Below are 12,468 nucleotides of genomic sequence, written 5' to 3'. Positions count from 1 at the left end.
CCGGTGTAATCAATAACTTTAACTTATCCGGAACTGCAGGTAAGGTTGCATTAGTTAATAATGGTACCATAATAGCAGCTAAACCAACACTGCCAACTGCCAGCATTATTGATTTAGTAGCCTTTGGTACAACAGCAGCGTACTGGGAAGGTAGCGGCCCGGCAGTTGCACCATCAACCACTACTTCGATAGAAAGAAAAGCCTCATCAACATCAACGACTGTTACCATGACAGTTGGCGGAGCTGATGAATTAAAAGGGAATGGTTTTGATGACGATGATAACGCGAACGATTTTTTCGTTCCGGCGGTTATTAATCCACAAAACGCTGCATCTGCTTTCGAGCCTGGTTTTACACCAACTTATACAGCAACACCAACAACTTTAACCTTTAGCCAAAATATCAATACAACTTCGGCTGGTGTAGCTGTTACTTTAAATGGTTCGGGCACATTGCCAGCAACTTCGGTTGGAACTTCGGGTCCTTACCTGATCTCAAAAACCTCCACAGGTGGTTATACCAATACCTTATCATTTACTGCTACCGAAATGGCCGCAACTACTAAACCTGTTGTGTACGTTCAGTTTACACCTACAGCTCTTGGTGCAGCAAACAGCAGTTTATATATTAGTGGCGTAGGTGCAGCTCAGCAAATTATTCCGTTGAATGGTACTGGTACCGCGCAACCGGTTCCAACATTAACAACTACGCCATCAACATTAACATTTAGCGCGTTTGTTGGAGTTGTTGCTCCTGTTCAATCGTATACTTTATCAGGAACGAACATTACCCAGTCTACTAACTTAACTGCAACAGGCCCATACCTGATATCAAAAGACAACATTACTTTTGCATCAACAGTTAGTTTTGCAACCACGGAGCTTAACGCGGCTCAAACACCTACCGTTTATGTACAATTTAAACCTACAGTTGTAGGCGCATCTAACGGTACTGTAGTACAAACAACTACTGGTGGTGGCACGGTATCGGCTACGGTTACTTTAAATGGTACTGGTATTACTCCGCCAAACGTGGCACCAACGCTTGATGCTATAGCGGATCAGAACATTTGTGCAGTTACTACACCTGCAATAATTGGCCTTACCGGTATAACTGTGGGCCCAAGCAGTGAAACTGCCAGCCAGGCTATAACATCCTTATCTGTTACCAGCAATAACACAGCGTTATTTGCATCACTTGGTGTAACGCCAGTAATAGGGGGCGCAAGCACACTTAATTATGCTATTGCCAACGGACAAACCGGTACCGCTATTGTTACTGTTACTGTTAAAGATAACGGTGGTGTATTAAATGGTGGTGTTGATACTTATACACGCACATTTAATGTTACCGTTAATGCACTGGCACAGATTACCATTACCAGCGATGCTTATAACAATATAATTGAAAAAGGTGGTGTGGCAACATTAATAGCTAACGGTGGCACAACTTACGCATGGACCAGCAACGCAAGTATTACAAGCAGCCTAACTACGCCTAACCTAACTATACGCCCAACTGCAACTACTACTTATACGGTTGCTGCTACCAATGCTTCGGGTTGTGTAACTACGCAAACTATTACTATTACTGTACGTAACGCTGCCAAGTTGGAAACAGGTAACGTGCTTACTCCAAACGGTGATGGTAAAAATGATTACTGGGTTATCAGAAATATTGACCTGTACTCAGGCAACACCGTTAAGGTGTTTGATAAAACCGGTAAAATGATTTTCACAAAAACCGGTTACAATAACGATTGGAATGGGTATTATAACGGCCAGCCTTTACCACAAGGTACTTACTATTATGTAGTTGATTTGGGTGTAGGTTTACCTTACAGAGGTACATTAAGCGTAGTTAGAGACTAATAAAATTATAGAAAGCACATGAGATCACTTACATATTCAAATTATAAATTTAGCGTAGTTGCAGCCTTTGTTTTAGGGCTTGTTACCAGTAGTGTAACAAGTGTAAGGGCGCAATTAAATCCGCTTGCATCGCAGTACTTCCAAAACCAGTATTTGTTTAACCCGGCTATGGCAGGGTTAAACAAAGGTTTAAATATTAACCTTGCTTACAGTAAACAAGCTTTTGGTGTTGACGGAGCAGCAAATGTTCAATCAGCCTCGGCAGATTACCAGATGGATAAGGTTGGTTTGGGTGTTAACCTTTACAACCAGTATTCGGGCGTATTCAGAACTACCAGGGCTATGGTAACTTATGCTTACCATTTGCCATTGGGCGGCGATAATCAAAAACTGAACTTCGGTTTATCAGCAGGGATCTCAAATAATCACTTAAACATTGGTGATGTTTATGGCGATCAAAGCGACCAAACACTGGCTAACTATAACAACAAAGGAACATCAGTTGACGGCGATTTTGGTGTAGCTTATACCAGCAATAAATTAACTGTACAAGGTGCATTGCCTAACCTAAGATCGTTATTTAAAGACAATGGCAGTACTGTTGACCGTGAAGTGTTTTTTACAGCGGTTAGTTACCAGTTTTTTGACCCGGCTAACGTTAGCCTTGAACCTAAAGTTGCTTACAGACAAGTTAAAGGTTATACCAACATACTTGATGCTGGTGCAAATGTAGCTTTTAGCAATAATCAGTTTTGCTTGCAAGGTATTTACCACAGTTCAAAAAGTGCAACCTTTGGTGCCGGCTTTAACATGGCTGCTTATTCGGTGTTAGCATTTTATACCGCTAATACGTCTGCTTTAAACGGATATAATAACGGTGATTTTGAAATCAGCCTTAAAATTAACTTATCTAAGAAATAAGCATAACCTATAGAAATTGAAAAGCCTCCCGATTTATCGGAAGGCTTTTTTTATGGGGTAAGGTTTTTTGTTTAAGTGATCATCTGTCAACTTCGCCCAGCATAAAATCGATGGAACCTACTATGGCTACCAGATCGGCTATGAGGACGCCTTTGGATATTTCTGACAATACAGATAGGTTACAGAAGCTTGGTGCCCGTGATTTAACGCGGAAAGGTATTTCGCTGCGGGCATCGTTGGCAATAAAGTAGAAGCCTAACTCTCCACGCGGGTTTTCGGCACGGATGTAGAAGTCTTGCGGTTTTGGTGTTAGCTTACGCGGAAGTTTGGCGCGAGGATCAAACTCTGGCGTGCGCTTTAGTTCCTTTTGTAAACGGTGAACGCATTGCTCCATTATTTTGAGCGATTCTTCGATCTCGTCAACCCGTACTTTGTAGCGGTCCCAGCAATCACCAACGGAGCCCATTAGTCCGGTACCAACCGGGATATCAAATTCCAGTTCGGGATAGGCAGAGTAACCGTCTATCCGGCGCAGATCATACTTTAAACCCGAACCACGCAGCATTGGGCCAGAGCAGCCATAGTTTATGGCAACATCTAAAGGTAATACGCCCACGTTAGCGGTGCGGTTAATAAATATCTGGTTATCGGTTAGTAGTTGATTGAGCTCAACCATTTTGGGTTTAAAATATTTGATAAACTCAAGGCAGCGCTCTTCAAAGCCAACCGGCAAATCGTAAAACAAACCGCCTACCCAAATATAATTGTACAACATGCGCGAGCCCGATGCCCATTCCAGCATCCCCATAATATGTTCCCTATCGCGGAAGCACCATAAGAACGGAGTAAACGCACCTATATCAATGCCATAAGTACCAATGGCTATAAGGTGTGATGCGATGCGGTTCATTTCGCACACCAATACACGGATGTATTCTATACGTTTTGGAATGTCGTGCTCAATACCCATCATGCGCTCAACGCCCATTACCCAGGCGTGGCTGTTATTCATAGATGCCAGGTAATCCATCCTATCGGTAAAAGGAATGGTTTGCTGGTAGGTTAACGATTCGGCATGTTTTTCGAAACAGCGGTGCAGGTAGCCCATGTGGGGGATAACTTCGCGCACTATTTCACCATCGGTAATTAACTCCAGGCGCAATACGCCATGTGTTGACGGATGTTGTGGCCCCATGTTGAGGACCATTTCATCAGCGTTAACGCTGGCTATTTTTTCTTTATAGTTATTTAAGCCTTGAGTATAGTCCATTGATATGGGATATTCTGTTTTGCTTTTATTTTTGTCATTGCGAGGTACGAAGCAATCTCGAACTATGCATCTCCGTGCGATTGCTTCGTACCTCGCAATGACATATTAGTTACTTTATTTTTATGCCTTTATATTCTTCGGCTTCCACATAATCTTTTCTTAATGGAAAACCATCCCAATCATCCGGTAATAATATTCTGCGCATGTCCGGGTGATTCTCAAACCAGATCCCGACCATATCGTATGCTTCACGCTCGTGCCATTCGGCAGTTTTGTAAACGGATGATATGCTCGGGAAAGATGGAAGATCAGTTAGATCGCGATCATTAGCCGTGCTTACTTTTAGGGTGAGCTGGCTATGGTAGGGAATTGACGACAGATGGTAAACCACACCAAAGCGGCTATCGATAGTGCCATAATCAACTCCCGAAAGGTTGGAGAGGAAATCAAAATAGGTTGCAGGGTTGTCCCTAAGTTCCAGGCAAACCTGGGTTATTTGAGCAGGAGCAATGAGTAGGGCGGGTTGTAATCCGTTGGTTTCTTCGCCAACTATTACAGTTTCGCCAAACTTCGCGACAAGCAAATTTTTAATATCCTCAAAAATCATGGTGCTAAACGTACGATCTTCCAAGTATTTTTATCGGCTCTTTTGTAAACTATCCTATCGTGTAAACGACTGGTACGGCCTTGCCAAAACTCAATCAGATTAGGTTTTAATATATAGCCACCCCAGTGTGCTGGCTTAGGCACAGCGCTTTCGGCGTAAACTTCTTCTAACTCGGTCCATTTTTTTTCTAAAATATCGCGGCTTGCAATTTCCTGGCTTTGCGGCGAAATTACGGCTCCAACCTGGCTGCCTTTAGGGCGGGTGTAAAAGTAACGTTCGCTGGTTTCGCGGCTTAGTTTTTCAACGGTACCTTCTATACGTACCTGGCGTTGCAGTTCGGGCCAAAAAAATAGAAGGGCAGCACGTGGGTTTTTAGCCAGATCTTTACCTTTGCGGCTCAGGTAGTTGGTGTAAAATATAAAGCCATCCTGATGAAAATCTTTTAATAACATTATACGTGCCGAGGGCAGGCCATTTGTTGTAGCGGTAGCTAAGGTCATGGCGTTTGGCTCGTTAACTTTACCGTCAAGAGCAGCTTTAAACCAGTTCTCGAACTGGTTGATGGGGTTAGCAACTACATCTTTTTCGGACAGGGTAGCCGAAGTGTAGTCTTCCCTTAAATTTTGTATGATATCGCGATTCATTACCTGCAAACTTACAAATTTGATAGCGGCTTATTTTATTTTTACATAAAAAGTAAAACCGTATATTGTAATTTTACTTATATACATTAAACTATTTGATTTGAACCACGTTTTACTATAAATAAAGAAACATATGCTTAGCTCAATTTCGCCGGCGGCAGGGAGATTATTGATCTCGGAACCGTTTATGCTCGACCCTAATTTTAAGCGATCTGTAATACTGATCACTGAATATTCTACCGCGGGAGCGATGGGCTTTGTACTGAACCATACCAGCGATTTACTGCTTGGGGACATAATTCCGGAGATTTCCTATTCGGAGTTACCATTATACAAAGGTGGGCCGGTGGGGAGCAATACCCTGCATTTTATTCACCGTTGTCCGGATAAGATTGCGGATGGTATTGAGATTTGGGATGGTATTTATTGGGGCGGAGATTTTGAACAGGTGAAAGAGTTGGTTAATAATTATCAGTTAACCGACGATGAGATCCGCTTTTTTGTAGGATACTCAGGATGGAGTGAAGACCAATTGGACCGCGAACTGGACGAAGATACCTGGATTGTAGCCAACAAGTTTAATCCCGATATTTTATTTAACCATAACGAAGAAACGCTTTGGAAGGAAGTGGTGATAAGTTTGGGGAATAAATATGCGCATATCGCTAACTTTCCAGAGAACCCGGCGCTGAATTAAGTGGTTCATTAGTTTATTTGCCATTGGTTCATTGGTCTTGTTGTTGGTGGGGCCTTTTATTTGTTATTATTTTGATAAGAAGAATAGATTTGTTTTCTTTATGAAGGCACCAATGAACTAATGAACAAGTGAACCAATGAAATCTATTTGCGTATTCTGCGGAGCCAATTTTAATGGCGACCCTAATTTGAAACAAGCTGTTGAACTATTGGCCGATGTAATGGTTAGCAGGGATATTGCGCTTGTATTTGGCGGAGGTAAGGTAGGCGTGATGGGTTTAATGGCCGATGCTGTTTTGGAGCGTGGTGGTAAAGCCATTGGCGTTATCCCCAGTTTTTTGATGGATAAAGAGGTTGGACATACGGGTTTAACCCAAATGCATGTGGTTGAAAACATGCATCAGCGGAAGCAGCTAATGAATGATTTGTGCGATGGCATTATTACCCTGCCTGGTGGTTTTGGTACTTTGGAAGAATTTTTTGAAGTATTAACCTGGTTGCAATTGGGACTGCATAAAAAGCCGATAGGGATATTGAATGTGAATGGCTTTTACGATTTTTTGCTGAAACAGATGGATGTGATGGTTGAGCAGCGGTTTTTGAAGCCAACTAACAGAGAACTTGTACTCACATCGGGCGATGCTACTGAGTTGGTTAGCCTGATGCAGAACTTTAGCGCTGAGCCTGATGAGGTTTGGTTTAAAGACAGGAACTTATCCTGATCACTATTAGTAGGGCATGTAGTGTATGCGTGAGCCTACAAATAACCAAAGCATTAAAGCGAATATCATTAATATAGATAGAAATACGCCCAAGCGGGTTAAAAAGTTGACGAAGTTGGTATTCATAGCGATAGGTTTGAAATTGTGAAAATCAATTACTTTTTAGGATTTAAACCTAACAGCGGGCAACCAATACGAATGATGAGGTAATTTAGGCGGGATAGTTTTTTCATGGCGTTTTAAGTTTTTGTTGATACTAAACTATTGGGTAGACATGAAAATTTGATGAAAGGTTAAGGGCTTAACATTATTTAACAAAATGGAATTTCGTTAAAACCAAAAAGGGATAGCACAATTGCTATCCCTTTTTGGTTTATAAAAGTATGTGTTTGGTTTAATTGTAAACCTTTACCATGAATACGTAATTCTGTAATTTATTCAATTGCTGTGTACGGCCCAGGTTGGCAAACTTGCTTTTAGAGCTTAGTACAATTTTGTCTGATCTTAACGAATCGGGAGCAATGGCCTGAATGGCTTTATATAAATATTTTGATTTGATAGCGAAGGCGCCATCGGTATGGGCTTGTTTACTGCTTATAATGGCTATTACATTGCCTTTAGCATCTAACAACGGACCACCACTGTTACCAAAGTCAACATCCATGCTGAGTTGATATTTTACGGTATCACCTTTAAAGCCATTACCGGAACTTATATAGCCTTTTGAATAAAAACCATCATCTTTTGAGTAACCGTAAGTATATACATCTTCGCCTAAATCTGACTTACTTCTTTTGAACCCATAAGGTAATGCACCAAATGATTTGAAAGATGGGTCGGTTATTTTTAGGATAGCGATATCATTTGCCGGATCGGTAGATACAATTTTGGCGTGATAGGCAGTACCATCAGCGTTTTGGATGTATACAGAATCGGCTCCGTTTATTACGTGGAAATTAGTTGCCAGGTAACCGTCGGAAGATATAGCGAAACCTGTTCCGGTGCCATGATAGTTTGATGGCGCCATTTGTTTTGGCCGTATATTTAAGGTATTAATAGACTGCGATATCACATCGTTTTTATGCTTAACCTGGGCAATTTCGTGCTTAAGGTAAATTACATCATTCTCTTGTTTCTGGCTTTTCAAATATCCCGTAAGGAATAAAGTACCTAAAACCGCGAAAATGGTAATTGATGCCGCTACAGATATTTTTGAGTGGTGGTTTCTCCATAAACGAACTATTAATGATGGGTGATGTACAAACTCATCTTTCAGGGCCTGAACATCAATTTCGTTATGGATATCGTTCAATAAGTTTTCGAACGCCAGGCGTTCGCCATATTGTTTTAGGCGGCCGGTAAATTCCTGGTGTTCTTTAACTGTATTATCAACCTCGGCGTTTTCGCGGCGAAGCATTTCAAAGCGGATACGCTCATCGGCATTCATTTCGCCGTTAAGGTACCGTTCAACTACTGCCATTAATTCAATATCACTCATCTTTTTACTCCTTTTATTTTTGCTGAAAGAATAGTTTCTTTAAGCGTTGCAGGCATTTGTATTTTTGTGTTTTGGCATTATCCGCATTGGTATAGCCAAATTTTTCGCAGATCTCCTGCATCGATCTGTCGTTTATATAAAAGTCTTCAATAATGGTTTTGCAGGGTTCGCCTAACAAACCTAATGCACCAGTCATTTTGTTGAACTGTATATCTTTCTCTTCGTGGTTGGCTATATCTTCTTCTACGGGTAAATACTCCTGCAGGTCGTGAATGTCGCCACCGTAACGGCTCAGTTGGGTTAACCTTTTGAGCCATAACCTTCGACAAACAGAGTAGATAAATGTTTTAAGCTTGCTGCTTAGTTCAAAATTGCCTGCCCTAACCTTATTATAAAGAACGATAATAGCTTCCTGGTAAATGTCCTTGGCATCGTCTTCGTTACCATTATTGGTGATAACCAGTTGGAGTACCATGGGGAAGTATGCTAAATAAATCCGTTTAAGCATGGCCTCCGAGTTATTCAGGATGCCTAAAATAGCTTCGTTATCTGCCGGTGCCGGATTGTTCACATTATTATTCACTACTTAATACGTTTATTTTCAAATGGTAACCCAACAATTATATAAATAAGTTTGATGGGGTGTTGGTGCATTGTCACAAAATCAAAAATAGTGCAAATATGCTTACCAAAGCACTTATTTATACCAATGGCCGTGTTTAATTATTTAACATGCTGAATAGTTGTCAGCTATTTTTTAAACATTAAGAGCAGATGCTTATGATAGTCGAAATATAGTGCATAATGTATAGGGTTACCTTATTCATAATAAGGTATTAAGGGTAAATTAAACCAAAAAACCCATCATGAAAAATTCATTTAAATTAGCCGCTTTAGGTTTGGTAATAGCATCAAGCATTGTAGCTTGTGATCCAAAAGGAAAATCAACAGAACAAGGTAAGGATACAGTATCAAACAAGAGTTTAAAGCAACCTTTTGACACGGTATCAAACAAGAGCTTAAAGCAACCTATTGACACGGTATCAAACAAAAGTTTAAAGCAACCTATTGATACGGTATCTAACAAAGTTGAAAAGAAGAAGACTACCACTACAACAAAGAAAGTTACTAAGCAGTAATAAAATATAATATCCTGATACGATTTATATTTTCTTTAAAATAATTGGGTTACCTTTTCAAGTTATCTGTATTAAGTTAAAATTAAAAACATTAAATCATGAAAAACTCATTCAAATTAGGTGCCTTAGCTTTAGTATTATCATTATCAGTTGTTGCTTGTGGTGGTAACAAAACTTCTACAGGTTCTGATACAACCAAAACTGATTCATCTACAATTGTAACTGATACAGTTAAGAAAGATACATCTGTTACTGCTCCAGTACAAAAGGATACTACAGTTACAACTGAAACTAAAAAGACAGAGACTAAAAAAATGTAATTTGATGAAGCGTAACCCTGAAATTAATTTTAATTTTTAGGGTTACCTTCTTTATAAGCTAGTATTAAGCTTAAAATAATAAAAACTTCAAACATGAAAAATTCATTCAAATTAGGCGCTTTAGCATTAGTATTGTCATTATCAGTTGTTGCTTGTGGTGGTAACAAATCAACCAGCACTGTAGATTCAACTAAAACTACAACTGTAGATTCAACTGCTAAAGTTGATACAGCTGCTAAGAAAGATAGCACTGCTACAACAACTACAACAACTACTACTGTTGATAGCACCACTAAAAAGTAATTTTTATTAAGTAATTAATAACAAAAGGGTAGCTTAATTATTTTTTTCAAAATAATTGGGTTACCTTTTTTCGTTTTAGGTATTAAGCCTAAACTATTAATCACTTTTAAAAAACTAACATGAAAAACTCTATCAAATTAAGCGCATTAGCGTTAGTAGTAGCAGTAGCATTCGCTTCTTGCGGTGGTCCGAAAAAAACTTCTGCTGCTGATTCAGCTGCAAAAGCAGATTCAGCTAAAATGGCTGCTGACACAACAGCTAAAAAAGACACTTCAATTTCTAAAGCTGACACTGTAGTTAAAAAAGACTCAGTAGCTAAAAAAATGTAATTCTATTTTTTTTAGAAAAGGAAAAGCCTCGCAATTTATTGTGGGGCTTTTTTTGTGGGGGCTTAGCTCCCCGGAAGGGTAGCCTCTACGAGGCACAAAGCTAATTACTTTTGTTTTCTACAAATATGTAGCCCCGCCGGGGCAGGATTCCCTAAAATTTTGGATAACAAATGAGTTTTTTTGATGGCGTTTAATTTGCCAGCATTGAAATGCTGTACTGACTATGCCGTTGATTTTTCGTATTTTTGTATTAGAACTAAGCGCAATGCTTTGAAACCTAAATAGTAACAATAGTTTATCGGATCCAAATGCACACGTAAGCGTGGACGCTGAAACTGTTTGTATTCAGGTGTGACGCCCGAATGGGCGATAGGATGTTGATCAATATTGCACAAATAGTTTACAACCTTTATACCCATATTTTGTTATTTAAATTATTGAGGTAATTACAGTTACTATTGATGGATTTGTTGCGGATTTGATAATTGAGTATCAAAAAAACAAGGAAAAATACCCATAATTTGTAATTAAGCATACCCATAAATACCCATAATTTGTTAGTCTTGTTATTAAAGTTATTGCCTTAAAACTCCCATCTCAATACCCAAATCTAAATGTTGGACAAGCGCGATTATGATGCTATAGTGGTTGGCTCTGGGCCTAATGGGCTTGCGGCTGCTATTGCTATGCAACAATCGGGCTTATCGGTTTTGCTGGTGGAGGGCAAGGGTTCGATTGGTGGCGGTTTGCGATCGGCAGAGTTAACGTTGCCGGGCTTTGTGCATGATGTTTGTTCGGCGATACACCCACTGGCAGTTGGTTCGCCATTTTTTAAGACTTTGCCTTTGGCTCAATTTGGATTGGAATTTATACAGCCAGATTTGCCCGTGGCGCATCCGTTAGATAATGGTACCGCGGTAGTATTGAAAAGATCACTAACCGGAACGGCCGAATTACTGGGTGCCGACAGGCAGAATTACCTGGATTTGATGGAGCCGGTTGTTAAAAATTGGCCGTTAATTGCCGCAGATGTTTTAGGGCCCTTGCATTATCCGAAACACCCTATAGCTATGGCTCAGTTTGGTTTGCAGGGGTTAAAGCCTGCTGCTACTTTGGCTAAACACTTTAAAACCGCGGAGGCCCAGGCTTTGTTTGGCGGGATGGCAGCACATGCTATTCAGCCGTTGTCGAATATTGCTACGGCTGCTATTGGTTTGGTATTAATGTCGGCAGGGCACTTGTATGGCTGGCCTATCCCGAAAGGTGGTTCGAGCTCAATTGCAGATGCTTTGGCAGGATATTTTGCTTCGATAGGTGGTAAGATAGAGACTGGTTTTTATGTGAAACGTTTAGATCAGCTACCATCGGCACATGCGGTACTGTTTGATGTTACCCCTAAGCAGTTACTGCAAATTGCAGGTTATAAATTGAGCCCGCTTTATAAATGGCAACTGGAGCGTTACCGCTATGGTATGGGTGTTTTTAAAGTAGATTGGGCCATTGATGGTAATGTGCCATTTACTGCACCCGAATGTTCGCAAGCCGGAACGGTACATATAGGCGGCAGTTTTGAGGAGATAGCACTATCTGAAAAAGAGGTATGGAAAGGACAGCATAGCGAAAAGCCTTATGTGCTGCTGGCCCAGCAAGGCTTGTTTGATAGTAGCCGGGCACCCGAAGGGAAGCAGGCTGTGTGGGGATATTGCCACGTTCCGAATGGTTCAACCAAAGATATGACGGCAATTATTGAGCAGCAGGTTGAGCGTTTCGCGCCCGGCTTTAAAGATAGGATATTGGCGCGCCATACGATGAATACTGAGCAGATAGAAGAATATAACCCTAATTATGTTGGTGGTGATATTAATGGAGGCGTGATTGATATTGGCCAGTTGTTTACCCGGCCGGTATTGCGAAGCTCGCCTTACCGTACTTCGGCAAAGGGTTTGTATATCTGCTCATCGTCGACCCCACCAGGTGGTGGTGTGCATGGCATGTGCGGGTATTACTCGGCAAAGCGGGCTTTGAAGGATGTGTTTGGGATAAAGATTAGCCCCCTCTAAATCTCCCCCGAAAGGGGAGACTTTAAGAAATCTCAAGTAAAATCATTTGCATACCTGCACATTTACTCATTTGCATATATAATATCTA

14 protein-coding genes are annotated in these 12,468 nt (G+C 40.7%); 8 read left to right on the top strand and 6 right to left on the bottom strand.

Annotated features, from left to right (window positions below):
* On the top strand, window positions 1-1,871 hold a 1,871-nt coding region (locus ABIN91_RS18945), incomplete at its 5' end, for a gliding motility-associated C-terminal domain-containing protein (RefSeq protein WP_348053011.1).
* Between the two features lie 18 nt (window positions 1,872-1,889).
* On the top strand, window positions 1,890-2,792 hold the full coding sequence (locus ABIN91_RS18940; protein ID WP_348053010.1) for a PorP/SprF family type IX secretion system membrane protein: 903 nt from the start codon (window positions 1,890-1,892) through the stop codon (window positions 2,790-2,792).
* A gap of 79 nt (window positions 2,793-2,871) precedes the next feature.
* On the opposite strand, the gene ABIN91_RS18935 is transcribed toward ABIN91_RS18940, so the two are convergent.
* From ABIN91_RS18935 to pdxH, 3 genes are all read right to left on the bottom strand, one after another.
* Window positions 2,872-4,062, bottom strand: a complete 1,191-nt coding sequence (locus tag ABIN91_RS18935) for an NADH-quinone oxidoreductase subunit D (RefSeq protein WP_348053009.1) — start codon at window positions 4,060-4,062, stop codon at window positions 2,872-2,874.
* Between the two features lie 109 nt (window positions 4,063-4,171).
* On the bottom strand, window positions 4,172-4,669 hold the full coding sequence (locus ABIN91_RS18930; RefSeq protein WP_348053014.1) for an NADH-quinone oxidoreductase subunit C: 498 nt from the start codon (window positions 4,667-4,669) through the stop codon (window positions 4,172-4,174).
* Window positions 4,666-5,313, bottom strand: a complete 648-nt coding sequence (gene pdxH / locus ABIN91_RS18925) for a pyridoxamine 5'-phosphate oxidase (protein WP_348053008.1) — start codon at window positions 5,311-5,313, stop codon at window positions 4,666-4,668. The genes ABIN91_RS18930 and pdxH overlap by 4 nt, the downstream gene beginning before the upstream one ends.
* Before the next feature lie 133 nt (window positions 5,314-5,446).
* Here pdxH and ABIN91_RS18920 point away from each other — a divergent pair, with 133 nt between their 5' ends.
* A complete protein-coding gene (locus tag ABIN91_RS18920; protein ID WP_348053007.1) occupies window positions 5,447-6,010 on the top strand; it encodes a YqgE/AlgH family protein in 564 nt (187 codons plus the stop codon).
* Window positions 6,011-6,146: 136 nt separating this feature from the next.
* Window positions 6,147-6,731, top strand: coding sequence for a TIGR00730 family Rossman fold protein (locus tag ABIN91_RS18915; protein ID WP_348053006.1), 585 nt, complete (start codon window positions 6,147-6,149; stop codon window positions 6,729-6,731).
* A gap of 394 nt (window positions 6,732-7,125) precedes the next feature.
* On the opposite strand, the gene ABIN91_RS18910 is transcribed toward ABIN91_RS18915, so the two are convergent.
* Together ABIN91_RS18910 and ABIN91_RS18905 are read right to left on the bottom strand one after the other, a co-directional pair.
* Window positions 7,126-8,229 carry a serine protease gene (locus ABIN91_RS18910; protein ID WP_348053005.1) on the bottom strand — a complete coding sequence of 368 codons (1,104 nt, stop codon included), beginning with the start codon at window positions 8,227-8,229 and terminating at the stop codon, window positions 7,126-7,128.
* A 13-nt stretch (window positions 8,230-8,242) separates the two neighbouring features.
* On the bottom strand, window positions 8,243-8,812 hold the full coding sequence (locus ABIN91_RS18905; protein ID WP_348053004.1) for a sigma-70 family RNA polymerase sigma factor: 570 nt from the start codon (window positions 8,810-8,812) through the stop codon (window positions 8,243-8,245).
* 283 nt (window positions 8,813-9,095) lie between these two features.
* Here ABIN91_RS18905 and ABIN91_RS18900 point away from each other — a divergent pair, with 283 nt between their 5' ends.
* Both ABIN91_RS18900 and ABIN91_RS18895 read left to right on the top strand, forming a co-directional pair.
* A complete protein-coding gene (locus tag ABIN91_RS18900; RefSeq protein ID WP_348053003.1) occupies window positions 9,096-9,368 on the top strand; it encodes a hypothetical protein in 273 nt (90 codons plus the stop codon).
* Window positions 9,369-9,466: 98 nt separating this feature from the next.
* Window positions 9,467-9,688: a hypothetical protein gene (locus tag ABIN91_RS18895; protein ID WP_348053002.1), complete on the top strand. Its 222-nt coding sequence runs from the start codon at window positions 9,467-9,469 to the stop codon at window positions 9,686-9,688.
* Between the two features lie 29 nt (window positions 9,689-9,717).
* Here the strand turns inward: ABIN91_RS18895 and ABIN91_RS18890 are convergent, their stop codons facing one another.
* Complete coding sequence (locus ABIN91_RS18890; RefSeq protein WP_348053001.1) at window positions 9,718-9,978, bottom strand: hypothetical protein; 261 nt, start codon at window positions 9,976-9,978, stop codon at window positions 9,718-9,720.
* Between the two features lie 132 nt (window positions 9,979-10,110).
* Between ABIN91_RS18890 and ABIN91_RS18885 the strand changes: the two genes are divergently transcribed.
* Window positions 10,111-10,320: a hypothetical protein gene (locus tag ABIN91_RS18885; protein ID WP_348053000.1), complete on the top strand. Its 210-nt coding sequence runs from the start codon at window positions 10,111-10,113 to the stop codon at window positions 10,318-10,320.
* A gap of 617 nt (window positions 10,321-10,937) precedes the next feature.
* Window positions 10,938-12,380 (top strand): NAD(P)/FAD-dependent oxidoreductase, encoded by a 1,443-nt coding sequence (locus ABIN91_RS18880; protein ID WP_348053013.1) that lies wholly within the window; start codon window positions 10,938-10,940, stop codon window positions 12,378-12,380.
* The last annotated feature ends 88 nt before the right edge of the window (window positions 12,381-12,468 follow it).

The organism is Mucilaginibacter sp., from assembly GCF_039921305.1.
In the GTDB taxonomy this organism is placed as follows: domain Bacteria; phylum Bacteroidota; class Bacteroidia; order Sphingobacteriales; family Sphingobacteriaceae; genus Mucilaginibacter.
This window is presented reverse-complemented; position numbering and strand designations above follow the sequence as displayed.